Source organism: Pseudomonas sp. VD-NE ins, from assembly GCF_031882575.1.
GTDB classification, from domain to species: Bacteria; Pseudomonadota; Gammaproteobacteria; order Pseudomonadales; family Pseudomonadaceae; genus Aquipseudomonas; species Aquipseudomonas fluorescens_BZ.
In genome coordinates this window covers 3,876,700-3,899,719 of record NZ_CP134772.1, presented here as the reverse complement: position 1 = coordinate 3,899,719, position 23,020 = coordinate 3,876,700, and the positions used below count along the sequence as shown (strand labels likewise).

At 59.8% G+C, this 23,020-nt stretch carries 18 protein-coding genes and 1 pseudogene; 5 read left to right on the top strand and 14 right to left on the bottom strand.

What is annotated here, in order from left to right:
* Window positions 1-33: 33 nt before the first annotated feature.
* The 9 genes and pseudogenes from RMV17_RS17240 to RMV17_RS17200 form a co-directional block, all read right to left on the bottom strand.
* Entirely contained in the window at window positions 34-1,683 is a 1,650-nt protein-coding gene (locus RMV17_RS17240) for a BatD family protein (RefSeq protein WP_311881391.1), read from the bottom strand.
* Complete coding sequence (locus tag RMV17_RS17235; RefSeq protein WP_311881389.1) at window positions 1,680-3,419, bottom strand: tetratricopeptide repeat protein; 1,740 nt, start codon at window positions 3,417-3,419, stop codon at window positions 1,680-1,682. The genes RMV17_RS17240 and RMV17_RS17235 overlap by 4 nt, the downstream gene beginning before the upstream one ends.
* A complete protein-coding gene (locus RMV17_RS17230; RefSeq protein WP_223026051.1) occupies window positions 3,416-4,495 on the bottom strand; it encodes a vWA domain-containing protein in 1,080 nt (359 codons plus the stop codon). The genes RMV17_RS17235 and RMV17_RS17230 overlap by 4 nt, the downstream gene beginning before the upstream one ends.
* Window positions 4,488-4,985 carry a DUF4381 domain-containing protein gene (locus RMV17_RS17225; RefSeq protein ID WP_034155614.1) on the bottom strand — a complete coding sequence of 166 codons (498 nt, stop codon included), beginning with the start codon at window positions 4,983-4,985 and terminating at the stop codon, window positions 4,488-4,490. Before RMV17_RS17225 ends, RMV17_RS17230 begins: the two co-directional genes overlap by 8 nt.
* On the bottom strand, window positions 4,982-5,926 hold the full coding sequence (locus RMV17_RS17220) for a DUF58 domain-containing protein (protein ID WP_108226756.1): 945 nt from the start codon (window positions 5,924-5,926) through the stop codon (window positions 4,982-4,984). The genes RMV17_RS17225 and RMV17_RS17220 overlap by 4 nt, the downstream gene beginning before the upstream one ends.
* Window positions 5,927-5,931: 5 nt before the next feature.
* Complete coding sequence (locus RMV17_RS17215) at window positions 5,932-6,891, bottom strand: AAA family ATPase (RefSeq protein WP_007913915.1); 960 nt, start codon at window positions 6,889-6,891, stop codon at window positions 5,932-5,934.
* 291 nt (window positions 6,892-7,182) lie between these two features.
* Window positions 7,183-7,536 carry a hypothetical protein gene (locus tag RMV17_RS17210; RefSeq protein WP_108226813.1) on the bottom strand — a complete coding sequence of 118 codons (354 nt, stop codon included), beginning with the start codon at window positions 7,534-7,536 and terminating at the stop codon, window positions 7,183-7,185.
* Window positions 7,537-7,606: 70 nt separating this feature from the next.
* The gene (locus RMV17_RS17205) at window positions 7,607-8,173 is read right to left on the bottom strand and encodes a hypothetical protein (protein WP_311881385.1); all 567 of its coding nucleotides are present in this window, start codon (window positions 8,171-8,173) and stop codon (window positions 7,607-7,609) included.
* 81 nt (window positions 8,174-8,254) lie between these two features.
* Window positions 8,255-9,075, bottom strand: a pseudogene (locus tag RMV17_RS17200) (colicin-like pore-forming protein).
* A 1,131-nt stretch (window positions 9,076-10,206) separates the two neighbouring features.
* Here RMV17_RS17200 and RMV17_RS17195 point away from each other — a divergent pair.
* The gene (locus RMV17_RS17195) at window positions 10,207-15,102 is read left to right on the top strand and encodes an NAD-glutamate dehydrogenase (RefSeq protein ID WP_311881383.1); all 4,896 of its coding nucleotides are present in this window, start codon (window positions 10,207-10,209) and stop codon (window positions 15,100-15,102) included.
* A 107-nt stretch (window positions 15,103-15,209) separates the two neighbouring features.
* On the opposite strand, the gene RMV17_RS17190 is transcribed toward RMV17_RS17195, so the two are convergent.
* From RMV17_RS17190 to RMV17_RS17175, 4 genes are all read right to left on the bottom strand, one after another.
* Window positions 15,210-15,923, bottom strand: a complete 714-nt coding sequence (locus RMV17_RS17190; RefSeq protein ID WP_311881381.1) for an ATPase — start codon at window positions 15,921-15,923, stop codon at window positions 15,210-15,212.
* A gap of 216 nt (window positions 15,924-16,139) precedes the next feature.
* Window positions 16,140-16,544 (bottom strand): cupin domain-containing protein, encoded by a 405-nt coding sequence (locus tag RMV17_RS17185; RefSeq protein WP_116029092.1) that lies wholly within the window; start codon window positions 16,542-16,544, stop codon window positions 16,140-16,142.
* Between the two features lie 226 nt (window positions 16,545-16,770).
* Window positions 16,771-17,064 (bottom strand): putative quinol monooxygenase, encoded by a 294-nt coding sequence (locus RMV17_RS17180; protein ID WP_085698335.1) that lies wholly within the window; start codon window positions 17,062-17,064, stop codon window positions 16,771-16,773.
* 123 nt (window positions 17,065-17,187) lie between these two features.
* Entirely contained in the window at window positions 17,188-18,621 is a 1,434-nt protein-coding gene (locus RMV17_RS17175; RefSeq protein ID WP_311881378.1) for a PLP-dependent aminotransferase family protein, read from the bottom strand.
* 309 nt (window positions 18,622-18,930) lie between these two features.
* On the opposite strand from RMV17_RS17175, the gene RMV17_RS17170 reads away from it, so the two are divergent.
* Window positions 18,931-19,371: a carboxymuconolactone decarboxylase family protein gene (locus RMV17_RS17170; protein ID WP_311881376.1), complete on the top strand. Its 441-nt coding sequence runs from the start codon at window positions 18,931-18,933 to the stop codon at window positions 19,369-19,371.
* Between the two features lie 257 nt (window positions 19,372-19,628).
* Here the strand turns inward: RMV17_RS17170 and RMV17_RS17165 are convergent, their stop codons facing one another.
* Window positions 19,629-19,943 (bottom strand): hypothetical protein, encoded by a 315-nt coding sequence (locus tag RMV17_RS17165; RefSeq protein WP_122854160.1) that lies wholly within the window; start codon window positions 19,941-19,943, stop codon window positions 19,629-19,631.
* Between the two features lie 207 nt (window positions 19,944-20,150).
* Here RMV17_RS17165 and RMV17_RS17160 point away from each other — a divergent pair, with 207 nt between their 5' ends.
* Genes RMV17_RS17160 through RMV17_RS17150 form a run of 3 tightly spaced genes read left to right on the top strand, consistent with a single transcriptional unit; the run spans window position 20,151 to window position 22,334 of the window.
* Window positions 20,151-20,816, top strand: coding sequence for a secretin and TonB N-terminal domain-containing protein (locus RMV17_RS17160; protein ID WP_311887064.1), 666 nt, complete (start codon window positions 20,151-20,153; stop codon window positions 20,814-20,816).
* Entirely contained in the window at window positions 20,813-21,364 is a 552-nt protein-coding gene (locus RMV17_RS17155; RefSeq protein WP_007913935.1) for an RNA polymerase sigma factor, read from the top strand. The genes RMV17_RS17160 and RMV17_RS17155 overlap by 4 nt, the downstream gene beginning before the upstream one ends.
* A 31-nt stretch (window positions 21,365-21,395) precedes the next feature.
* Complete coding sequence (locus RMV17_RS17150) at window positions 21,396-22,334, top strand: DUF4880 domain-containing protein (protein ID WP_311881375.1); 939 nt, start codon at window positions 21,396-21,398, stop codon at window positions 22,332-22,334.
* Window positions 22,335-23,020: the final 686 nt, after the last annotated feature.

Below are 23,020 nucleotides of genomic sequence, written 5' to 3'. Positions count from 1 at the left end.
GCGTACGCCATACAATTCAAAATCCTACAGACATTACTTCGGATAAAGCGGCGGCAATCCACTATCACCCACCGGATCCTGCACCCGTTCCGCCGCCGGAATCGTGCGGATCGCCCGCCACAAATCCTCACCCTGCCAATGCTGCCCCGTCTCGCTGTACAGCGCACCATTCAACCCATCCAGCGCATCCGACAACGGCACAAACCGCGCCGCCATGTCCGCCAGCGTTTCCGGCTGCTGCCGCGCCCACGCATCCAGCGCCTGCCGCGTCGCCTGCGGATCATTCGCCTGGCTCGCACGCTTGATGTCGTCCAGCAACGTGCGCGGGCTCGGGCCGGTTTGGGCGGCGCGGTGCACCGCCGGTTGCCAGCGTGCGCGCCACCACAGGCCGAAGCCGAGCAGGGTGGTGCAGGCGAGGACTAGCGTGCTGAGTTTCCACCACCACAACACGTCGTTATCGGCGACGCTCGGTTGCAGGTTGCCGGTCGGGGTGTCGACTTGCAGGCTCGGGTTGTTGGCCACTTGCAGGGTGCGCGCCGGCAGGCTGCTGTGCTCCAGGTGATCTTCGAAGGTGTTCCACCAGACCACGTCCACGGTTGGCAAGTCGATGGTGCCGCTGCGGCTCGGCACCAGGGCTTCGCGTTCTTCGCGGCTGCCGACAATGCCGCGGTCGGTGCTCTGGTTGCTCAGCACCGGTTGATCGGGGTAGCGGCGCAGGCCGTTGACGTCGGTGGCGGGCAGCGCTGGCAGTTGCGAGGCAGCCTGGCCTTCGACTTTCAACGTCAGGCTGCGGGTCAGGGAATCGCCGACCTGCGTGTGTTCCGGTTCCGGGTTCCAGCTTTCGCTCAGGCTCAGGCTGCGCGCGGGTAGCCATGGCGCGTCGACCGGATAGGTCAGCGGTTTGGGTTTGACCGTCAGAGGGATTTCGGCGGAACTGACGCGCATCAGTTTTCCCGGCTTCGGCCCCTGCGCATTGGCATCCTGTGACGGCTGCGTATCGACCAGTGTGGCGCTGAAGGTCTGCGGCGCAATGGTCAGCAAACCGCTGTGCTGCGGGTAGATCGCATAGCGCATTTCGATCACGCCATGGCGCACACCGTTGAGGTCTTTTTCGTAGGTGCGCGTGTCGCCCAGTTGCTCGATGCGCGCATCGGCAATTTGCAACGGCGTCAGGCTGCTGTCGTCGTACAGCGACACCGAGTGGTAGATGCGTAACGTCAGGATCGCCTGCGCCTGCACATAGACGCTGGACTGATCGAGGCTGGCCTCGATGAACACCGGATCAAGGCTGTTCTGATTCTCGCGGGTGTCGCTTTCGACCACTTGCACGGTGATCGGCTGGCTCTGTGCGTCGCCCAGTTGCAGCGGCGGGATCACCACGCTGCCGTTCTCTTTCGGCAGCAGGGTGATGATCCAGCGCGTGGTCGCGCGGTTGTCACCGTTGAGGGTGTTGAGCTGGTTGACCTGCCGCGTGCCGCGCACTTCGAACAACGCTTCGAGCGCGGTCAGATCGGGTTTGCCGAACTGGGTGACGTCGCTGGTTTCAAGGGTGAGTTCGACCGTCTCGCCGGAGTTCAGGCGACTGCGATCCACGCTGGCCGTCAGCTCGGCCGTCAGCTCGGCCGCCTGGGCGGTGGCCGTGCAGAGCAGCAGGGGCAGCAAGAGAGCGGTGAAGCGGGTCATCGAGTGTTTTCCTGATCCTGATGTTGTTGCTGTTCGTACCAGAATTTGCGGCGCAGCAGTTCGCCCGGGTCGTCCGGGATCTTGCCCAGCCATTGTTCCAGTGCCTGACGTTGCTCGCCTTCGAGGTTGTCCTCGCTCGGGCGTAGCGTCGGCACGGTGTCCGTTTGTTCTTCCTCGGTGCTGCCTGGCACTTCGTTGGGGCCTGGCTGCGGCGGCGTGGTCGGTGGCGGTTCGCTGGCCGATTCGCTCGGTTGCGCTTCGCTCTGGGTTTCACTTTTTACCGCCGGTGGCGGCGTGGTCGCGGGCGCTGGTTCGTCGCCCGGCAGACTTTGCTGTTCGCTCGGTTTGGTGTCCGGCTCGGCGGGCGGCGGTGGGTTTTTCTGCTTGAGCAGGTTTTCCACCAGGGCCTTGTTGGTCTGCGCCGGGCGCAAATCCGGTTGCAGTTCCAGTGCCTGTTCATAGGCGTCGATCGCCGCTTCCAGCTCACCGCTTTTCGCCAGCGCGTTGCCACGATTGTAGTGGGCGCGGGCGTCGCTGCCTTCGGCGAAGCGCTGAGCGGCGCCACTGTAGTCGCCGGCCTCGTACAACGCCACCCCTTGCCATTGGTGATCGTCAAAATGTTGTGCGGCTTCGGCCGGGCGCTTCTGTTTGAGCAGGTGCAGGCCCTGTTGATCGGGGCGCAGCCACAAATCTTCAAAGTCGAAAGCGTAGCTGGGCTGTGGCAAGCAAAACAGCAACGGCAGGCAGAACAACCAGCCGCGACGCCCGGCACAGGCCGCGAGCAGCAACAGCGGCAACAGCAGCCAGTAACCCTGATCGGCCCAGGTATCGAGGCGCACGGTCTGGCCGTCGTCGCGCAGACTGCGTGGACCGTTGAGCAGGCCGAGCGCGCCAAGATCCGCTTCGTCGAGGCGGGCAGGGTGGTATTCGCCACCAACACTGTTGAGGAATGCACTCAGGCCCGGACTGTCGAGTTGCGGCACGCGAATCGCGCCTTGCTCGTCCTTGAGGAAACTGCCGTCCTCTTGGGCGATTGGCGCACCTTCGGCGGTGCCGACGCCGAGCATCAACAGTTGTGCCGACTCACCGTTGAGGGCACGCCGAATACCCTGGCGCTCTTCTTCGTTCAATGACGAGCCGATCAACAGAATTCGGCCTTGACCGAGCGCACCCTGTTTCAACAGTGCCAGCGCTTTGCTCACGGCCAGATCGGCACGATGGCCGCTTTCCGGCATCAACGACGGTTTGAGCGCATCGAGCAGATTGCGACTGGTCGCCAGGTCATCCGACAGCGGCACCAGCGTGTGCGCGCTGCCGGCGTAGACGACGATGGCGGTCTGCGCATCGCTGCGCGCCTGCAACAGGTCGAACAGCTTGCGCCGCGCCTGTTCCAGTCGCGTCGGCGGCGAGTCGCTGGCGAGCATTTCCGGGGTCAGTTCCAGCACCACCACCAAGGGATCGGCAGGTTTCTGGCTGGTCTGTTCAACGCGCTCCCAGCTCGGCCCGAGCAGCGCCAGGATGGTCAGCAACCACGCCACGCCAAGGGCGATCCACGGCAGTTTGCTGTCGCGACCATTGCCGCCGCTGAGCAGGGTGGCATGAAACGCCGGCGGCAAAATCATCTGCCAGCGCCCCGCGCGTTTCTGCCGGTGCCAGAGTTGCCAGATCAGCCAGCCCAGCAGCGGCAGCAACAGCAACCACCACGGACGGAACCAGTGCGGCCAGAGCGCGATCATCGGCGCCTCCGCAGACGCAGGCGCTTGAGGCGCTCGCGCCAGTCAGGCAGCGGACTTTGCAGATACAGCTCCTTGGTGAACAGGCGTTGCAGCGGGTTGTCCGGCCACAATTCGCGCGCGACCAGCAACAGGCTCAACCACAACGCCAGCGCCAGCGGCCAGTGATACAAGGCTTGGGCCGGGCGGGCCTGGGTTGGTTGTTGGGTCACTGGTTCGAGCTGGTCGAGGGTGTCTTTGATCGCTTGCAGTTCTTTGCCGTCGTGGGCGCGGAAATACTGGCCGCCGGTGACTTCGGCGATGGCTTTGAGCGCCGGTTCGTCGAGATCCAGGCTTGGATTGACGCCGAGCAGGCCAGTCGAACCGCTGTCCTCGGGATTGGCGCCAATCCCGATCGGATAGATTTTTACGCCTTCGCTGGCGGCCAGTTTTGCTGCCGTCAGCGGATCGATTTCGCCGCCGTTGTTGGCACCGTCAGTGACCAGAATCAGCACGCGACTTTGCGCCGGGCGCATGCGCAGGCGTTTCAGCGCCAGACCGATGGCATCGCCGATCGCAGTGTTTTTACCGGCGATGCCGATACGCGCTTCGTCGAGCCAGACGCGCACCGTGTGGCGGTCAAAAGTCAGTGGTGCTTGCAGGTATGCCTGACTGCCAAACAGGATCAGGCCGACACGATCGCCATCGCGGCTTTCGAGGAAATCACCGAGCAGATGCTGCACCAGCGTCAGACGACTGACTTCTTCGTCCTGCCACTGCATATCGGGGAAATCCATCGAGCCGGACACATCCACCGCCACCAGCAGATCACGCCCACTGGCAGCAATTGGCAGTGGTTCGCCGAGCCATTGCGGGCGGGCGGCGGCGGTCAGCAGCAACAGCCACAAGAGCATGAACGGCGCTTGTTGACGCCACGCGGGCAGGTTGGCGCGAGCGCGACGGCGGGCCAGGCCTTCGAGATCGGCGAGGAAGCTGACTTTCAAGGCTGGCTCGCCGCTGTCCGCCACTGGCAGCACGAGGCGCATCAGCCACGGCAGCGGCAACAGCACGAAGATCCACGGCCAGGCGAACTCAAACATGTTTTCGAATCCACGTGTCGACAGCCTGGGTCAGGCCGGCGATGGCTTTGTCGTCGAGTTTGCATTCTGGTTTGTACGCGCCCTCGACCAACACCATCCAGCGCGTCAAGCCGGCGGCCGGGCAGCGGTTATCGAGAAAGGCCAGCCATTTACGCCCGTTGAGGGTGTGGCTCTGACTGTAGGGATAGTGGTTGCGGCACAGGCGTTTGAGCAGGCCGTTGAGTTGCTGCAACCAGGCGCCGGCCGGGGCACCGTCGTAAGGTTTGGGCATTTGTGCCAGTTCAGCGAGGGCGGCGATGCGCACCGGATCGAGCGGCTGTTCAGCACGCACGATCGGGCGTTTCTTCAGTGGAATAAAACGGCGCAGGCGCCACACGGCGAATCCCAGCAGCGGCAACAACAGAAGCAGCAGCCACCAACCCGGTGCCGGCGGCCAGAAGGCAATCGGTGGCGGCGAGATCAGCGGTTGCAGTTGTTCGAGGCCGTTCATCGACCTTTCCCCGGACGCTGCGGATTGAGGAATTCGCGCATCTGCTCGACCATTTCACTCTGTGTGCTCAGCGGCATCAGCAGTACCCGCAGCTTTTGCGCGAGCAATTCCCAGCGGGCGATGCGTGCTTCGGCCTGGGCGCGATAGGTCTGGCGCAGCTCAAAGTTCAACGTGTCGAGTTCCAGTTGCGCACCGCGCTGCGCGAATCTGAGCAGGCCGGCAGCGGGGAGGGCGTGATCCAGCGGATCGGAAATCGGCAACATCAACAGGTCGCAATGACGCGATAAGAGGCTGAGCTGTTGTTCGGCGCTGTCGGACAGCGCACGTTCGTCGCAGATCACGATGGCCAGGCTGCCGGGGCGCAACACTTCACGGGCACGGCGCAGGGCCACGCCGAACGCATCGCGATCCGGCTCACGCTCGCTGTGCAGCGACTGATTGACCTTGACCAGACGGTTGAGCAATTGCAGCAGGCTCTGCTTGCTGCGCCGTGGTTTGATTTCGTAGTGCTCGTTGTCGCCGAACACCAGCCCGCCGACGCGGTCGTTATGACCCAGCGCGGCCCAACCGATCAGCGCCGCTACTTGCGCAGCCAGCACCGATTTGAACATCAGCCCGGAACCGAAAAACAACCGCGTGCTTTGCTCGACCATGATGAAGATCGGCCGCTCGCGTTCTTCATGGAACAGCTTGGTGTGCGGCTCTTGCGTGCGCGCCGTCACGCGCCAGTCGATGGTGCGCACGTCGTCGCCGGCCTGATAGACCCGCACCTGATCGAAGTCGACACCACGACCACGGAATTTCGAGTGATGCAGGCCGATCAGCGGGCTGCGCTGACTCGGCGTGGAAAACAGCTGCACTTCACGCACGCGGTGACGCATCTCGATCAGCTCGGCGAGACTGACGCGGATACCCGGTTCGGACGGCAGGGGGGCGTTCATGGGGGTCAAGCGACGGCTACGACGTCGAGAATCCGCTGCACCACCCGATCCTGATCAATGCCGGCGGCTTCGGCTTCAAACGACAAAATGATGCGGTGACGCAACACATCGAACAGCACCGCTTGGATGTCTTCCGGGCTGACGAAGTCGCGACCGGCCAGCCAGGCGTGAGCGCGGGCACAGCGGTCGAGGGCAATCGAGCCACGCGGGCTGGCGCCGTAGGCGATCCACTCGGCCATTTCCGGGTCGAACTTGGCCGGGTTGCGCGTGGCCATGACCAGTTGCACGAGGTATTCCTCCACGGCGTCGGCCATGTACAGACCGAGGATTTCCTTGCGCGCGGCGAAGATCGCCTGCTGGCTGACGCGGCGTTCAGGCTTGGTTTCACCGTTCAACGCTTCGCCACGGGCCTGCTGGAGGATGCGGCGCTCGACGGCGGCATCCGGGAAACCGATTTTCACGTGCATGAGGAAACGGTCGAGCTGCGCTTCCGGCAGCGGGTAAGTGCCTTCCTGCTCGATCGGGTTCTGGGTGGCCATCACCAGAAACAGCGGCGACAGCTCATACGTGCTGCGACCGACACTGACCTGACGCTCGGCCATGGCTTCGAGCAGCGCCGATTGCACCTTGGCCGGGGCGCGGTTGATTTCGTCCGCCAGCACCAGGTTATGGAAGATCGGCCCTTGCTGGAACACGAAACTGCCGGTTTCCGGGCGATAGATCTCGGTGCCGGTGATGTCGGCCGGCAGCAGGTCAGGAGTGAACTGGATGCGATGGAACTGGGCTTCGATGCCCTCGGCGAGTTCTTTGATCGCTTTGGTCTTGGCCAGACCCGGAGCGCCCTCGACCAGCATGTGGCCGTCGGCGAGCAGGGCGATGAGCAAACGCTCGATGAGTTTTTCCTGGCCGAGAATCTGCGTTGAAAGAAAGGTTCGCAGCGCCAGCAGCGCTTCACGATGTTCCATCGGTGACTGTTCCTGGAAAGGGGTGGCCACAAGCGTTCGGATAACGCCGGGGCTGGGGGCGTTACTTTAATCCATCGCGGGGGGTGGCGACTAACGGCATTTTGCGCAAAGTGCGGGAAATGATCGTGGAAGTTGTTGGATTTTTGTAGTGGGGGAGTGATTGGTTGCCTGTGCCGGCCTCATCGCTGGCAAGCCAGCTCCCACAGTGATTGATGTGTTGCACAAATCGCATGCACACCGCCGATACCTGTGGGAGCTGGCTTGCCAGCGATGGGGCCAGAACGGACACCATTAAGCTTCGTTGATGAACGTGCCAGTCCCGTCGAGGATATTCGTCAAGGTCTCGACCACCTCATCCATATCCACCATGTCCGGGTTAAAGCTGATCTCCAGCACATCATCCCCATTCAACGCATCGGCATCCGCCGCCGCAATCTCGATCTTCAGCAGAGTCGAGGTCAGCGTGACTTTCACCCCGTCCAGCGTCGAAGGCTCGCCATCCAGGGTGATCTCCAGCTCATCCTCATCCGGATAACGACTCATCAGGAACATATCGCCCTTGTCGCTGTGGCAGCAGAGCATGGCCATGTTGTCTTCTTCGTCATCGCACGGGTTGACGATGAGTAGGGCGGTGGTCATTTGCATGGGGGGATTCCTGGTCGGCGCGGACAAAATGTAATTTTGCCACCCCAAAAAAGTTTTTGCTGCTATTGCTTCACGCTTTTTCTCTAGAGTTCCACCACCTTTTTAGAATGCGACGTGGGATGCAATACAAGCAGCGTTGCACCATAAATGGTACGACGAGAAATGGAAATAAAGACATGGCCACGTTGTGGGCGGAAAAGAAAAAGATATTAAGTCCGAACAAATTTCCATATTTGCCTTTGGTTGTTCCGAGGTCTGTTGATGTCAAATAAAAACACCAGATAAAGAGTGCTGAGAGAGCTACTCCTGCGAAAAGCAAGGTCAGATATCGTCTAAGTGTGATTTGATCGAACTGCGTTGAGTCGAACTTTTCCGTGAAGGCATAAAAGGTTGAGACAGCAGCGAGCAGGGGGGCAAAAAGCGCAATATAATTTGCAGTCGCTTTTGAGCTGAAGGGAAACAAGGATGACCAGAAACCAATCAGTCCGAATAGCTGATTGTCCAGAAAGTGATCAATCGCCATGTCAAAGCTGGACTGAGGGTGGGCGGGAAGGATCAGGTTAATTAGAAAAATGGGCGTAGCGAAAAGTCCGAATGCAATCAAAGGTAAAGGTTGATCTGGTTTTTTACTCGTCATGAACTGCACTCTTTGGAATCGAGGTTTATGCCGCTTTGGTAATCGGGGTCTGGCTAGGCGTGCTCGACCCCGACAGTGACTTTAGCGCTGCTCTTTCAGTGCAGTTTCTAAGTGGTCAGAGATGAAAACGTTTATTTTTTCTACATTATCGGCATTTAAAAGAGATGCGATTGTGGCAATCGCTACGCCAACAGCAACGATACCTATTGCGCTAGCGGCGAAACCCGGACTGAACACTGCGAGCAATGTCGCCACCGCCGCGCCAGCACCCGCGCCGAGCGCGATACTCTCAAGCTCCAGAATCAAGGGCTTCCAGTTACCGTCCCGGAAGCCAATGACCGTCTTTTCGATCACCGAATGGGCCTGAACGATTTTCCGGTCACGCCAAACCCCTTGGCAAGCTTATTGACACTGTCCATGTAGGTCGCTTTATCCAGCGCATTGAGCGCGTCCACAACCGCGCGTGTATCTTGCGGACTGAGCCGCGCATTGGGATTGGTCCGCACTGCCTCGAAAGTCTGCATCGCCTCCGCATAGCTTCTGATCTTCTTCCCCGAAATATCCTTTTGCAGATCCATGACTACCTGGTGCAGATTGGCGCCATATTTCTCAAGGATGTATTTGTTCGCGTCGGCGACGAAAGCCACCGCGCGTTTGTAGTCATCAATGCGTTTGGCTTCTGCTTCGGCCGCTATCCGGTTTCTTTCGTCCTCCTGGCGTTTAGCTTCCGCCAGAGCGGCCAAATGAGCTTGTTCTGCCGCGTGTCTCTGAGCTTCTTCAGCACGTCGCGCCGCTTCGGCGGCCTGTTGTTGTGCAAGTGCCTCGGCTTGTCGACGGGCTATCTCGGCATACAGTTGTGCTTGTCTTGATTGAAGGCTGGAAATTTGCTCATTCAACAGCATCGCATCATAAGTCGCTTGCAACTTTGCATGCTGTCGAGAGGTCTGCACGTCTCTCAGCTTTTGTTGCAAAGTTGTATTTTTCTGAAAGAGTAATTCGTTGACGGTATTGGTTGCTCTGTCAAGCCATGCTTGTGGTGTTGAGTCAGCCAGCGGTGGCTGTCGGCTTTCTGCCAGGTTGAGCTCTATTTGCAAGTTATGCTCAAGGTTTTGTTTTTGCGCTAGATAATCGCTTTCGATGGCCAGTGTAAAACCATGCATCGGATTGCCAAGCGGATAATTCTTTAGAATGTCACCGCGAATGGAGCCTGGGTTCAGATTGATTATTTCCCATGTGCCGTCGCCATAAAATACGGTTGTCGGAAGTTCCAGTTGTCGCATGCGCTGACTCCTTTTCCTGATAAAGAACCTGTTCCGTGGTTCGGTCACATATTAATAGCGCTGCTGGCAGAAATATTCTGTAGGGTCCGGTCTTTTAGTTTTGTGAGACAATTCTTGTCGGGTTGTAAGTTTTTATAAAAGCTTTTTGATGGTCGTTATTTTTGGTGTTTTTTTGATTTAAAAAGAGCTGCGGTAGAAATATCCTGCGATATTTTCTTATTGTTGGAGATGAAATTGCTGACGCGAAGGTAGGATTTTTTACGTGGCGGGGCTGATGCGCGTCAATCGCTCGCGCTGAACACGATGCCACGCTCAAGGTCGATAGAACGGCCTTGGGCGTTTTCGTTTCTGGATATGTAGAGGGAAAGGTCTGGACTTGGGACGGATGTCCCGTAAAAACGGGCATTCAGACCACCGTTTTGCGCCACGAGTGCTAGTGTTTATCGTTGCCAAAGCCTTGTTTTACGTGCCAATGACCGAATATGTCGCAGCACCGCAAGCAGACACATTGTCGCACCCTTTAAGCTGCGCAACGGATGAGCACCCGTAAAGGCATTGTTGGCACCGCTGGCAGTCGCTTTTGCAGATGCTCATTCTATGGAAGGTGAATGTGACCTGAGTGTCCCGTCCAGCTTCACCCACCTGTCCCCTGTTTCCTCTGCCCGAGAATCAGGAACAGGGCGACACAAGCCCCGAAAGGGGTGTTGCACGCGACGCTTTCCATCAATAACAAGCTTAAGCGGAGTACCACAGATGGCGTTCTTCACCGCAGCCAGCAAAGCCGACTTCCAGCACCAACTGCAAGCGGCACTGGCGCAGCACATCAGTGAACAGGCACTGCCACAAGTGGCGCTGTTCGCTGAACAATTCTTCGGCATCATTTCCCTGGACGAGCTGACTCAACGTCGCCTCTCCGACCTCGCTGGCTGTACTCTTTCCGCGTGGCGCCTGCTTGAGCGCTTCGATCACGCGCAACCGCAAGTGCGCGTCTACAACCCTGATTACGAGCGTCATGGCTGGCAGTCGACCCACACCGCGGTCGAAGTCCTGCACCATGACCTGCCATTCCTGGTCGACTCGGTTCGTACCGAGCTGAACCGTCGCGGCTACAGCATCCATACCCTGCAAACCACCGTGCTCAGCGTGCGTCGTGGCAGCAAGGGCGAATTGCTGGAAATCCTGCCGAAGGGCAGCACCGGCGAAGGCGTTCTGCACGAATCGCTGATGTACCTGGAAATCGACCGCTGCGCCAACGCGGCCGAACTGAATGTGCTGAGCAAAGAGCTGGAACAGGTTCTCGGTGAAGTCCGCGTCGCGGTCGCCGATTTCGAGCCGATGAAAGCCAAAGTGCAGGACATCCTCACCCAGCTCGACAACAGCGCGTTCGCCGTCGATGCAGACGAAAAGAACGAAATCAAAAGCTTCCTGGAATGGCTGGTGGGCAACCACTTCACCTTCCTCGGCTACGAAGAATTCGTGGTCACCGATCAGGCCGACGGCGGCCACATCGAATACGACCAGAACTCCTTCCTCGGCCTGACCAAACTGCTGCGCACCGGCCTGACCTACGATGACCTGCGCATCGAAGACTATGCGGTGAACTACCTGCGCGAACCGACCCTGCTGTCGTTCGCCAAGGCTGCGCATCCAAGCCGTGTTCACCGTCCGGCCTACCCGGACTACGTGTCGATCCGTGAAATCGACGCTGACGGCAAAGTCATCAAAGAACACCGCTTCATGGGCCTGTACACCTCCTCGGTGTATGGCGAGAGCGTGCGGGTCATCCCGTTCATCCGCCGCAAGGTCGAAGAAATCGAAACGCGCTCCGGCTTCCAGTCCAAGGCTCACCTGGGCAAGGAACTGGCGCAGGTGCTTGAAGTCCTGCCGCGTGATGACCTGTTCCAGACCCCGGTCGACGAACTGTTCACCACCGTGATGTCGATCGTGCAGATCCAGGAACGCAACAAGATCCGCGTGTTCCTGCGCAAAGACCCGTACGGTCGTTTCTGCTACTGCCTGGCCTACGTGCCGCGCGACATCTATTCCACCGAAGTTCGCCAGAAGATCCAGCAAGTGCTGATGGAGCGCCTGAAGGCTTCCGATTGCGAATTCTGGACGTTCTTCTCCGAATCGGTGCTGGCCCGCGTGCAGTTGATCCTGCGTGTCGACCCGAAAAACCGTCTCGACATCGACCCGGTGCTGCTGGAAAAAGAAGTCGTGCAAGCCTGCCGCAGCTGGCAGGACGACTACGCTGCACTGACCGTCGAAAGCTTCGGCGAAGCCCACGGCACCAACGTGCTGGCGGACTTCCCGAAAGGCTTCCCTGCCGGCTACCGCGAGCGTTTTGCCGCGCATTCGGCCGTGGTCGACATGCAGCACTTGTTGAGCCTGAACGAAAAAAATCCGCTGGTGATGAGCTTCTACCAGCCGCTCGGTCAGGTTTCCGGCCAGCGCGAGCTGCATTGCAAGCTGTATCACGCCGACACGCCGCTGGCGCTGTCCGACGTGTTGCCGATTCTGGAAAACCTCGGCCTGCGCGTGCTGGGTGAATTCCCTTACCGTCTGCGTCACACCAATGGCCGCGAGTTCTGGATTCACGACTTCGCGTTCACTGCCGCTGAAGGCCTCGACCTCGACATCCAGCAACTCAACGACACCCTGCAGGACGCCTTCGTCCACATCGTTCGCGGCGACGCCGAAAACGATGCGTTCAACCGTCTGGTACTGACCGCCGGCCTGCCTTGGCGCGACGTGGCGCTGCTGCGTGCTTACGCGCGTTACCTGAAGCAGATTCGTCTGGGCTTCGATCTGGGCTACATCGCCAGCACCCTGAACAACCACACCGACATCGCTCGCGAGCTGACCCGGTTGTTCAAGACCCGCTTCTATCTGGCGCGCAAACTCAGCGACGACGATCTGGAAGACAAGCAACTGCGTCTGGAACAAGCGATTCTGACCGCACTGGACGACGTCCAGGTGCTCAACGAAGACCGTATCCTGCGTCGTTACCTCGACCTGATCAAAGCCACCCTGCGGACCAACTTCTATCAGACTGACGCCAACGGCCAGAACAAGTCGTACTTCAGCTTCAAGTTCAACCCGCACGCGATCCCTGAACTGCCGAAGCCAGTGCCGAAGTTCGAAATCTTCGTTTACTCGCCACGCGTTGAAGGCGTGCACCTGCGCTTCGGTAACGTCGCTCGTGGTGGTCTGCGCTGGTCCGACCGTGAAGAAGACTTCCGTACCGAAGTCCTCGGTCTGGTAAAGGCCCAGCAAGTGAAGAACTCGGTCATCGTGCCAGTGGGTGCGAAGGGCGGCTTCCTGCCGCGTCGCCTGCCACTGGGCGGCAGCCGTGACGAGATCGCGGCCGAGGGCATCGCCTGCTACCGCATCTTCATTTCGGGCTTGCTGGACATCACCGACAACCTGAAAGACGGCGCACTGGTGCCACCATTGAACGTGGTTCGCCACGACGATGACGACCCGTACCTGGTAGTGGCTGCGGACAAGGGCACTGCGACCTTCTCCGACATCGCCAACGGCATCGCCATCGACTACGGCTTCTGGCTGGGTGACGCGTTTGCGTCCGGTGGTTCGGCCGGTTATGACCACAAGAAAATGGGCATTACCGCCAAAGGCGCGTGGGTGGGCGTACAACGTCACTTCCGCGAGCGCGGCATCAATGTTCAGGAAGACAGCATCACTGTTGTCGGCGTCGGCGACATGGCCGGTGACGTGTTCGGTAACGGCCTGTTGATGTCCGACAAGCTGCAACTGGTCGCTGCCTTCAACCACATGCACATCTTCATCGACCCGAACCCGAATCCGGCGACCAGCTTCGTCGAGCGTCAGCGCATGTTCGACCTGCCGCGTTCGGCCTGGACCGACTACGACACCAGCATCATGTCCGAAGGTGGCGGTATCTTCTCGCGCAGCGCGAAGAGCATCGCAATCTCCCCGCAGATGCAGGAACGCTTCGACATCAAGGCCGACAAGCTGACCCCGACCGAACTGCTGAACGCCTTGCTCAAGGCGCCGGTGGATCTGCTGTGGAACGGCGGTATCGGTACTTACGTGAAAGCGAGCACCGAGAGCCACGCCGATGTCGGCGACAAGGCCAACGATGCACTGCGCGTGAACGGTAACGAGCTGCGCTGCAAAGTGGTGGGCGAGGGCGGTAACCTCGGCATGACCCAACTGGGTCGTGTCGAATTCGGTCTGAATGGCGGCGGTTCCAACACCGACTTCATCGACAACGCCGGTGGCGTGGACTGCTCCGACCACGAAGTGAACATCAAGATCCTGCTGAACGAAGTGGTTCAGGCCGGTGACATGACCGACAAGCAACGCAACCAGTTGCTGGCGAGCATGACCGACGAAGTCGGCAATCTGGTGCTGGGCAACAACTACAAGCAGACTCAGGCCCTGTCCCTGGCGGCGCGTCGTGCGTATGCGCGCATCGCTGAGTACAAGCGTCTGATGGGCGATCTGGAAGGCCGTGGCAAGCTGGACCGTGCCATCGAGTTCCTGCCGACCGAAGAGCAACTGGCCGAGCGTATTGCTGAGGGCCACGGCCTGACCCGTCCTGAGCTGTCGGTGCTGATTTCGTACAGCAAGATCGACCTCAAAGAGCAGCTGTTGGGCTCCTTGGTGCCGGACGACGATTACCTGACCCGCGACATGGAAACGGCGTTCCCGCCGTCTCTGGTCAGCAAGTTCTCCGAAGCCATGCGTCGTCACCGTCTGAAGCGCGAGATCGTCAGCACCCAGATCGCCAACGACCTGGTCAACCACATGGGCATCACCTTCGTTCAACGACTCAAAGAGTCGACCGGCATGAGCCCGGCGAACGTGGCCGGCGCTTATGTGATCGTGCGCGACATCTTCCACCTCCCGCACTGGTTCCGTCAGATCGAAGCGCTGGACTACCAAGTCAGCGCTGACGTTCAGCTGGAGCTGATGGACGAGCTGATGCGTCTGGGCCGTCGCGCTACTCGCTGGTTCCTGCGTGCCCGCCGCAACGAGCAGAACGCTGCCCGTGACGTCGCGCACTTCGGTCCGCACCTGAAAGAGCTGGGTCTGAAGCTCGACGAACTGCTGAGCGGCGAAATCCGTGAAAACTGGCAGGCGCGTTATCAGGCGTACGTTGAAGCCGGAGTACCGGAATTGCTGGCGCGCATGGTTGCGGGCACCTCGCACCTGTACACGCTGCTGCCGATCATCGAAGCGTCCGACGTGACTGGCCAGAACCCTGCCGAAGTGGCCAAGGCCTACTTCGCCGTGGGCAGTGCGCTGGACATCACCTGGTACCTGCAACAGATCAGCGCGCTGCCGGTTGAAAACAACTGGCAGGCCCTGGCCCGTGAAGCGTTCCGTGATGATGTCGACTGGCAGCAACGTGCGATCACCATCTCCGTCCTGCAACAGGGCGACGGCACACTGGATGTGGAAGCACGTCTGGCGCTGTGGATGGAACAGCACGAAAGCATGATCTCGCGCTGGCGCGCCATGCTGGTGGAAATCCGCGCGGCAAGCGGCACGGACTACGCCATGTATGCAGTGGCCAACCGTGAGCTGCTGGATCTGGCGTTGAGTGGGCAAGCGGTAGTGCCTGCGGCTGCTGCGAATGCCGAGCTTGAATTGGCGTAAGTAGTGGTTGAATGAAAAAGCCCCGGTGTCGTGAGATGCCGGGGCTTTTTTATGTCTGAGGGTTTTGTAGTGTTAGGTCTGACCCCTTCGCGAGCAGGCCCTTACATTCAATACAACTTCTGACCTTGTTTACTATCCAGCATCGACACTTTGTCCGCCGGTCTGGCCACTAAATTGTTGAGCGACCGGTCAAACTTCTGCAGCGCCCGAACTTGCACATCCTGCTGCTGATTAATATCCGCCACTATCTCTTCCGACCGTTTGAAGTCCGCCCACACTGGCGTCAATTCCCGCGCATCTGAACCTTTCGCCGTACCGATATAGTTCAACCGCGCATCATAAAAATCGGCACTGACATCCGCCTTGATGTCGGAACTGCGCGAAGTGATCAACTGGCTGTGGGTGTCGACGATCGCCACCACATCCGGTCTGGCCGCCCGCAGGCTCTGCATGTCCGGATACACCGTCACCGAGCCGAACTGACGTTGCAAGGACGCGTTGACCCACTCCACCGCCATGTCCGGTTTCGAGCTGGCGACGTAGGCGTCGTGGATCGGCTGCACCAGCAGGCTCTGGCCGAAACCGGTGCCGGCGTTGGCTTGGTAGTCACGCAGGTATTCACGGTTGGTCTGGGTGCTTGGGCTGTAGACCACGCCGAGCGACACGCCGGGACCGCTTTTTACCTGGGTGGCGCTGCTGCGGCCGGTGGGATGGGGGAGCAGGGTGTCCAGTGAGGAAACGGCTTGAGGCGCGGTGGGTACCGAACAGGCTGACAGAGCTAAAACCGATATCGCCAGTACACTGGTGAGCGCAAGTTTCATGGTGTTTCTCCCGTGAAACAACATCAGTCGGAAAGTTTAAAAGTCGTTTATGACGACAGTTAATTCAGACTAAACCCGCCAACCTGACAATTTGCTGTAATAAAAGCTGAGCAATAGTCTGATTCGCTTTAACCCTTAATCACTAATTGCGCCGGGAAATAAAAAGGCGCCAATCATCGATTTGCGCCCGTTTATTTATGGCTGGTTAAACAGCCATCAGTTTTTCAGCGGGATCAACACTTGTTCATCCGGGGCCAGGACCATGAACACCAGCAACTTGGCCGGTTTGCTTTGGCTGGCATTTTTCGACACCAGATGTTCCGAGCCAGCGGGTTCGTACCAGAACTGGCCCTTCTTGTAGGTGATCGGTTGTTCACCTTTGACCTGGGAAATCACTTCACCTTCGAGCACGTAAGCCATGGCGGTGCCGTCGTGTTTATGGGCGATAGAGGACTGGCCGGGTTTGTAGTCCACTTCGATCATCATGGCTTTTTTGCCCGGGGCGTTTTTCAGCATCTGGTCTTGCAGGACGGTGACTTTTTCCGACGGGTCGTGGGCAAAGGCTGCCGAGGTGCAAAGGCTCAGGGCGAGGGCGGCAGCGAAGAAGGGCAGGGCTTTCATGGCGGGTTACCTGTGATAATCGGGGTGTTGCTGATCACAGTAGTCCGCAGGGCGGTGCATTCAAACGGCCAATATTCGGGAAGATTGGGTGACCAATCTGTGGATTTTCATCGCTTCCAAATAAGCCATCGCTGGCAAGCCAGCTCCCACAGGTTTTGTGTCGTTCATTAAATTATCGAACGACGCTGAACCCTGTGGGAGCTGGCTTGCCAGCGATAGCGTCAGATCAGACGATAGGAAAGCTGTTGAAATCCACACTATTGGCCAACCGGCTATCGATCAGGTCAATAAACCCCTGCGCCTCGGGCCGGTTGAAATGCGCCTGCATCGCCGCTTCCGATTGCCAGCGGGCACTGACCGTCCAGCGGTGGCTGTCCTCGGGGCAGCGGTCGACCAGGTAGGAATCGCAGCCCGGCGTTTCGCGCAAGGTTTCGACGATCTTCTGCAGTTGCTTGCCCAGCTCCTCCGAGCGGCCGGCCGCAGCCTGTACCTGCACCGTATTGATCACTTCGTTGGACATTGCTCACACTCCTGAATCAGGCCGGACGAATCCTGCTCATTGAGGGATAACGCCTGTGCAGGATAGGCCTGCACCCCCGGAACACCAATAACCAATCGGCGGTTAAATCTTTAGGCCAATCGCTCAGGCGACCTGCTGGAGGATGTCGCGCAGGCGATCCAGAGCGATATCGATGTCCAGGGTTTCGATGGCGCCGAAGCCGAAGTACAAACCGTTTTTCGCCGGTTGCTGATGATAAAAACCATTGATCGAGTACAGCCCGACTTCGACCTTTTTCGCCAGTTCGATCACCAGCGGCAAGTCGATCGGCACCTTGCAGAACACCGCCATATGAAACCCGGCGCTGGCCGGCACCGCCTCCAGCCATGGCGCCAGATCGGTGGCCATGCGCGCCAGAATCCGCTCGCGGCGCTGCGCATAAATCGCATGACAGCGGCGTATATGCTTGAGCAGGCAACCCTCGGCGATGAACTTGGCCAGCGCCCATTGCGGCAGGGTCGAAGCGTGCAGGTCAGTGAGCTGCTTGGCGCGGATCACCGCCTCAAGGATCGCCGGCGGCAGGATCGCATAGCCCAGGCGCAGCTCCGGCAGCAGGGTTTTCGAGAATGTCCCGACGTAGGCGACGATGCCGCGCTGGTCGAGATTGAACAGCGAATCAGTGGGCCGGCCTTCATAGCGAAACTCGCTGTCGTAATCGTCCTCGATGATGATCGCACCCAACTCATGAGCGCGAGCCAGCAAGGCTTCACGGCGCGCCTGACTCATCGGCATGCCCAACGGGAACTGGTGCGACGGCGTGACATAGATTAGGCGCGTGCCATCGGGAATGAGCTCGACCTGAATGCCCTCGGCATCCACTGGAATCCCGACCACCTCGGCGCCATGGGTGCCGAATAACAGGCGCGCCGGCGGATAACCGGGATCTTCCATCGCCACCAGACTGCCCGGGCGAATCAACACACGGGTGATCAGATCCAGCGCCTGTTGCGCGCCATTGCACACGACGATGTCTTCATCCTGGCAGTTGATCCCGCGAGAAAACGCGATGTGCCGGGCAATCGCATTGCGCAGCGCCGGCAGGCCTTCGGCGACACTGTAGAAACCCTTGGACTGGCTCATCTGGCGCATCGCATGGGCGACGCATCGGCGCCAGTCATCCTGCGGAAACTGGCCCTTGCTGGTCGCGCCCCCGATGAAGTCGTAGCGCAGCGAGCCTTCCAGCGTCGGGTGACGGAGAAACACCGGCAGATTGCGCCAGCTCTCGATCACCTCGGCACTGGCCAGTTCGGTGTGACTCTGTTTGCGCTGAACCTGCGCCGGGCGCGCGTTGACGTAGGTGCCTTTGCCGATCACCCCGGTGAGGAAGTTTTCATAAGTCAGTTGCGCGTAGGTGTCGGAAATGGTCTTGCGCGAGATGCCCAATTGCTCGGCGAGCAGACGGCTGGGCGGCAATTGCGTGCCAGCAGCCAGACGCCCGGACTCGATGGCCCCGCGCAACTGCTGATACAACTGACCGGCAAGATCCTTGCGGCCGTTGATCACGACGTGAAGTTCCATACCGACGAGGCTCCCAGGGCAGTTGAGTGTGCCGGCCAGATTACTCCCGTTTGTTTGCGGGGCAGTAGTTGCGTGGAGTAAAAAACTCGAATTGGTCACGTACCTTGTGGGAGCTGGCTTGCCAGCGATGAGGCCTTCGGATCCAGCAATAGTGTCAGCAGATATACCGCCATCGCTGGCAAGCCAGCTCCCACAGGGTCAGTGTGTGTCCGGATTCAGTGGTGTAGCGATTTTCCGTGCAATTGGGACTGTAATGCATCGCTGCCGGCGTTTACGGTGAACTCATTATTCCGTCCACCGAGAACCGCCATGTCCCCGCGCCTGGATTACTACAACGCTTCGCCCAAGGCGATGAAAGCGATGATTGCCATGGAGGCGCTGACCGCCAACCTCAGTATCGAGCAGCCGCTGCTGCAACTGATCCGCATCCGTGCTTCACAGCTCAATGGCTGCGCGTTCTGCACCGACATGCATTCGGTGGACGCGCGGCGGGCCGGGGAGAGTGATCGGCGGCTGTATGCGATCGCGGTGTGGCGCGACAGCAACTTCTTCAACCCGCGCGAGCGTGCGGCGCTGGCCTGGGCCGAGGCGGTGACGTTATTGGCGGAGAGCCGTGTGCCTGATGAGGTGTATCAGCAGGCGCGCGAGCAATTCAACGAAGGCGAACTGGTTGACCTGACCATGGCCGTGACCACCATCAACAGCTGGAATCGCCTCGCGGTGAGCTTCCGCCAAACCCCAAGCGAATGAGCCCGCCCTGATCATTCCCACGCTCCGCGTGGGAATGCCTCAACGGACGCTCTGCGTTCGGCTCCGGATGGGACGCAGAGCGTCCCGGGCTGCATTCCCACGCGGAGCACGGGAACGAGCGGTCAGCGACTGAGCCCCCCATGATCGTTCCCACGCTCTGCGTGGGAATGCCTCAACGGACGCTCTGCGTTCGGCTCTGGATGGGACGCGGAGCGTCCCGGGCTGCATTCCCACGCGGAGCGTGGGAACGATCAAAATCATTGCGGTGGGCGTTGCGGTTTTACCGACGTGCCAAAGGTATTGCCCATCCGCGTGCTGGTCGCCGCCGGCGTCGCCAGCCCAACCTGATTCGGCGGCCGCTTGTTCACCGGCACATTCAGCGCCTCCTGATTCTTCTCCGCCGCCGCCGCGCCTTCCGGGTTGTTGCCCATCTGCTGGCTCAAACAGTCGTAATTCGGCGCCTTGTAACCGCCAACCGTCACTTCCACACAGCCCAACGGCTGCTCGGCATAAGCGCTCGACAGCGCCATCAACCACAGCCCGCCAAGGCTCAATCGCCACAGTGTGTTCATGCTCGCCTCCTGGCCGGCCCGACGGGGCCGCGCTATGGCTTGAGTCTAGTGCAAGCCTTGCGCAATTCCCGTGATGGTTTTTTTGCACCGCCCGTCACACCAGATTCATAAACAGCCCTCAGGATGACGATTTCCAAGGATTCGTCAGCCGTGCAGCGAGGCAATTCCACGGACGGTTTTCAGCGTTCAACGAGGCTTGTGCGCCGGATGTGTCTGGGGTGGCTGCTTGGCTGTGCGGCGGGCCACGCCATGGCCGACGCGGTGCCGGCGGACCTGCGCATGACGCTGCACATTCCGGCACAGGATCTGGCGCACGCGCTGGATCAGTACAGCCACGCCACTGGCGTTGCGGTGCTGGTCGACAGTCAGTTGAGTCGCGGTCGTCGCTCGCTCGCGGTGGACGGTGAATACACCGCCGCCGATGCCCTGCGTCGATTGCTCGGCGGCAGTGGTTTGATGGCGCGTTATGCCCGCGACGATGCGTTTACCTTGCAAGTGGCGCAGGTCGAAGACGTGCCGGCGCCGGCACAAAAACAGACGCCGGAAAGTGTCGCGGTCAACCGCAACTACGCCACGGCGGTGCAAGCGGCGATCGAGCGCAACCTGTGCCGTTCGCCGCTGACCCGACCGGGCAGTTATCGCGCGGTGTTACAGGTCTGGGTTGGCCGCGACGGCTTGGTGCAGCACAACCGGTTGGTCACTTCGACCGGTGATGTACGGCGCGACAACGCGCTGGTGGAAAGTTTTCGCAATCTCAAAATCGACCGGCCGACGCCCAGCGCCTTGCGTCAGCCGGTCACGTTGCTGTTGTTACCGGAGTCGTCAGGGAAACGCATGGAATGCACCAAATGGGAAGGAGTTTCCGGGGGATGAAAGACACCGGACAAGGTTCGATGGTCCAACTGTTCCTGACGTCCTACGAGGACTTTCGGGTGCGCCTGCGCAGGCGTCTCGGTTCGGAAGATCTGGCCAACGACGTGCTGCACGAAACCTACCTGCGGGTCGACCGCATGGAGACGCCGCCGAACGTTCTGCGGCCCAACGCCTACCTCTATCGCATGGCCCTGAACATCGCAGCCGACCGCCGCCAGGCCGACGCGCGCCTGCTTACCGGCGAGGAAGTCGAAGAGCTGCTGCAAATCGGCGACGAAGCCCTTGATCCGGCGCGGGTGGTGGGCGGGCAGAAGGAAATCCAGTCGCTGCTCAGTGCGTTGTACGAGCTGCCGGCACGGCGCCGGAAGATCTTCATCGCCGCGCGTTTGGAAGAGGCGCCGCATCTGGAAATCTCGCAGCGCTTCGGTATTTCCACGCGCATGGTCGAGAAGGAAATCAAAGCCGCGTTGGGCTTCTGCGCCGCGAAACTGGAAAGAAAAGTGTTTCAGCGGTTCGGTCGCGGGGCCGGAAAACCGTCTTCTGAATAGTGCCCGATCAATTCGTTGAGAATCTGCGCGTTTGAACATCTTTCGACTGACATCTGCCGAGCCATCGGCGGCCGACAATCTGCACAGCGAAGCCCGCGACTGGCTGGTCCTGCTGACCTCCGGCCGCGCCACCGTGGCCGACGCCCGCGCCTTGCGCGAATGGTGCGCGCAGAGCGCCGAGCATGCCCGCGCGTTCGAAGAGGCCAAGCGGTTGTGGCAGCAACTGCAACCGGCCGTGGAGCAGATGCAGGCGCCGCGTGGGTTTGGTCGACGTGTTTTTCTCGGTGGGGCGATTGCTGCGTCGGCGGCGTTTTTGCTGGTGCGCGGGACGATTCCCGGTGGTTTTGAAGGGCTGGGTGCGGACTACATTACTGAAGTTGGTCAGCAGCGGCGTTTTGAACCTGTGCAGGGTGTGAGTCTGGAGCTGAACACGCAGACGCGGATCAATCAGCGTGCGGTGTCTGACGGTGTGCAGGGGTTTGAACTGGTCAGTGGTGAAGTTGAGGTGCAGACCGCGCGGTTGCCGTTGGCGATGCAGGCTGGGGGAGGGTGGTTGCGCGCGAGTCAGGGGCGGTTCAATTTGCGTAACACTGATCAGCAAGTTTGCGTGACTTGTCTTGATGGTGCGGTTGAAGTCGACGTAGAAGGCCGCAGCCTGCGCCTCGAACCGGGCCAGCAGGTGACCTATGACGCGCGGCAGGTTGGCAGTGTGCAGAGTGTCGACACGGCGGCGGTGATGAATTGGCGTCAGCAAGTGTTGGTGTTCAACGGCGCAACCCTCAGCCAAATGATCGACGAAATCAACCGCTACCGCCCCGGGATGTTGCTGCTGCTCAACCGCGAACTCGGCCAACGCCGCGTCCAGGCGCGCTTTAGCCTTGATCAGCTCGCCGGCGTTGCATTGCTGATTCGGGATGCCTATGGCGTCAAATGCACTGAGCTGCCGGGTGGCGTTGTCGTTTTGAGCTAGTGGGTTTGATTGGGTACATATCCGTTGCTGCGGTAACGGCGGCTTAGGGTTTCGCCCTTACGGCGACTCACTTTTTTTACAAACGCCTAAAAAAAGTAAGCAAAAAAAACGCTTGCTCCTACGTACGGCCCGCTCGCTAAAGCTCGGGGTACCTTCGCTGCGGGATCCATCCGGGCGCATCGCCTACGGTTTGCTTCGCTGCACCTCCTCTCGATGTATTTGGCTGCGCCAAACGGTCGCTGCGCTCCCACGCCCGGATGAATCCCTCCACTCAGCCTTCCGACGTCGCCCGTGGATCAAAATCAAGATCAAGAGCTGCAGCCGAGCTAACGCTCATCTTGTTGAGTGGGGCGGCTTTGCCGCTTGGGTTGTACGCAAATTAAGAACTGTGGGAGCGAGCCTGCTCGCGAAGGCGGCCTGCCAGCCGACCACTCTCTTGCTGATGTACCCGATCCAACTGTAGGAGTGAGCCTGCTCGCGATGGCGGCCTCACAGCCAACCAATCCCCACTGACCTCACCCAATTCCTGTGGGAGCTGGCTTGCCAGCGATGACGGCCTGCCAGCCAACCAATATCTACCGGTTGTACTCAATCCCTGTGGGAGTCTGGCTTGCCAGCGATGGCGGCCTAAAAGCCGACCAATTTCCAACTGATTTCAACCAATCCCAATGTAGGAGCTTTGCAGG

Coding starts and splice junctions, on each gene's coding strand:
- RMV17_RS17175 (WP_311881378.1), bottom strand. CDS start 18,621: ATGGAACTTCACGTCGTGATCAACGGCCGCAAGGATCTTGCCGGTCAG.
- RMV17_RS17230 (WP_223026051.1), bottom strand. CDS start 4,495: ATGTTTGAGTTCGCCTGGCCGTGGATCTTCGTGCTGTTGCCGCTGCCG.
- RMV17_RS17190 (WP_311881381.1), bottom strand. CDS start 15,923: ATGAAACTTGCGCTCACCAGTGTACTGGCGATATCGGTTTTAGCTCTG.
- RMV17_RS17205 (WP_311881385.1), bottom strand. CDS start 8,173: ATGACGAGTAAAAAACCAGATCAACCTTTACCTTTGATTGCATTCGGA.
- RMV17_RS17180 (WP_085698335.1), bottom strand. CDS start 17,064: ATGTCCAACGAAGTGATCAATACGGTGCAGGTACAGGCTGCGGCCGGC.
- RMV17_RS17215 (WP_007913915.1), bottom strand. CDS start 6,891: ATGGAACATCGTGAAGCGCTGCTGGCGCTGCGAACCTTTCTTTCAACG.
- RMV17_RS17235 (WP_311881389.1), bottom strand. CDS start 3,419: ATGATCGCGCTCTGGCCGCACTGGTTCCGTCCGTGGTGGTTGCTGTTG.
- RMV17_RS17165 (WP_122854160.1), bottom strand. CDS start 19,943: ATGAACACACTGTGGCGATTGAGCCTTGGCGGGCTGTGGTTGATGGCG.
- RMV17_RS17155 (WP_007913935.1), top strand. CDS start 20,813: ATGAAAGACACCGGACAAGGTTCGATGGTCCAACTGTTCCTGACGTCC.
- RMV17_RS17240 (WP_311881391.1), bottom strand. CDS start 1,683: ATGACCCGCTTCACCGCTCTCTTGCTGCCCCTGCTGCTCTGCACGGCC.
- RMV17_RS17220 (WP_108226756.1), bottom strand. CDS start 5,926: ATGAACGCCCCCCTGCCGTCCGAACCGGGTATCCGCGTCAGTCTCGCC.
- RMV17_RS17225 (WP_034155614.1), bottom strand. CDS start 4,985: ATGAACGGCCTCGAACAACTGCAACCGCTGATCTCGCCGCCACCGATT.
- RMV17_RS17185 (WP_116029092.1), bottom strand. CDS start 16,544: ATGAAAGCCCTGCCCTTCTTCGCTGCCGCCCTCGCCCTGAGCCTTTGC.
- RMV17_RS17170 (WP_311881376.1), top strand. CDS start 18,931: ATGTCCCCGCGCCTGGATTACTACAACGCTTCGCCCAAGGCGATGAAA.
- RMV17_RS17195 (WP_311881383.1), top strand. CDS start 10,207: ATGGCGTTCTTCACCGCAGCCAGCAAAGCCGACTTCCAGCACCAACTG.
- RMV17_RS17210 (WP_108226813.1), bottom strand. CDS start 7,536: ATGCAAATGACCACCGCCCTACTCATCGTCAACCCGTGCGATGACGAA.
- RMV17_RS17160 (WP_311887064.1), top strand. CDS start 20,151: ATGTGTCTGGGGTGGCTGCTTGGCTGTGCGGCGGGCCACGCCATGGCC.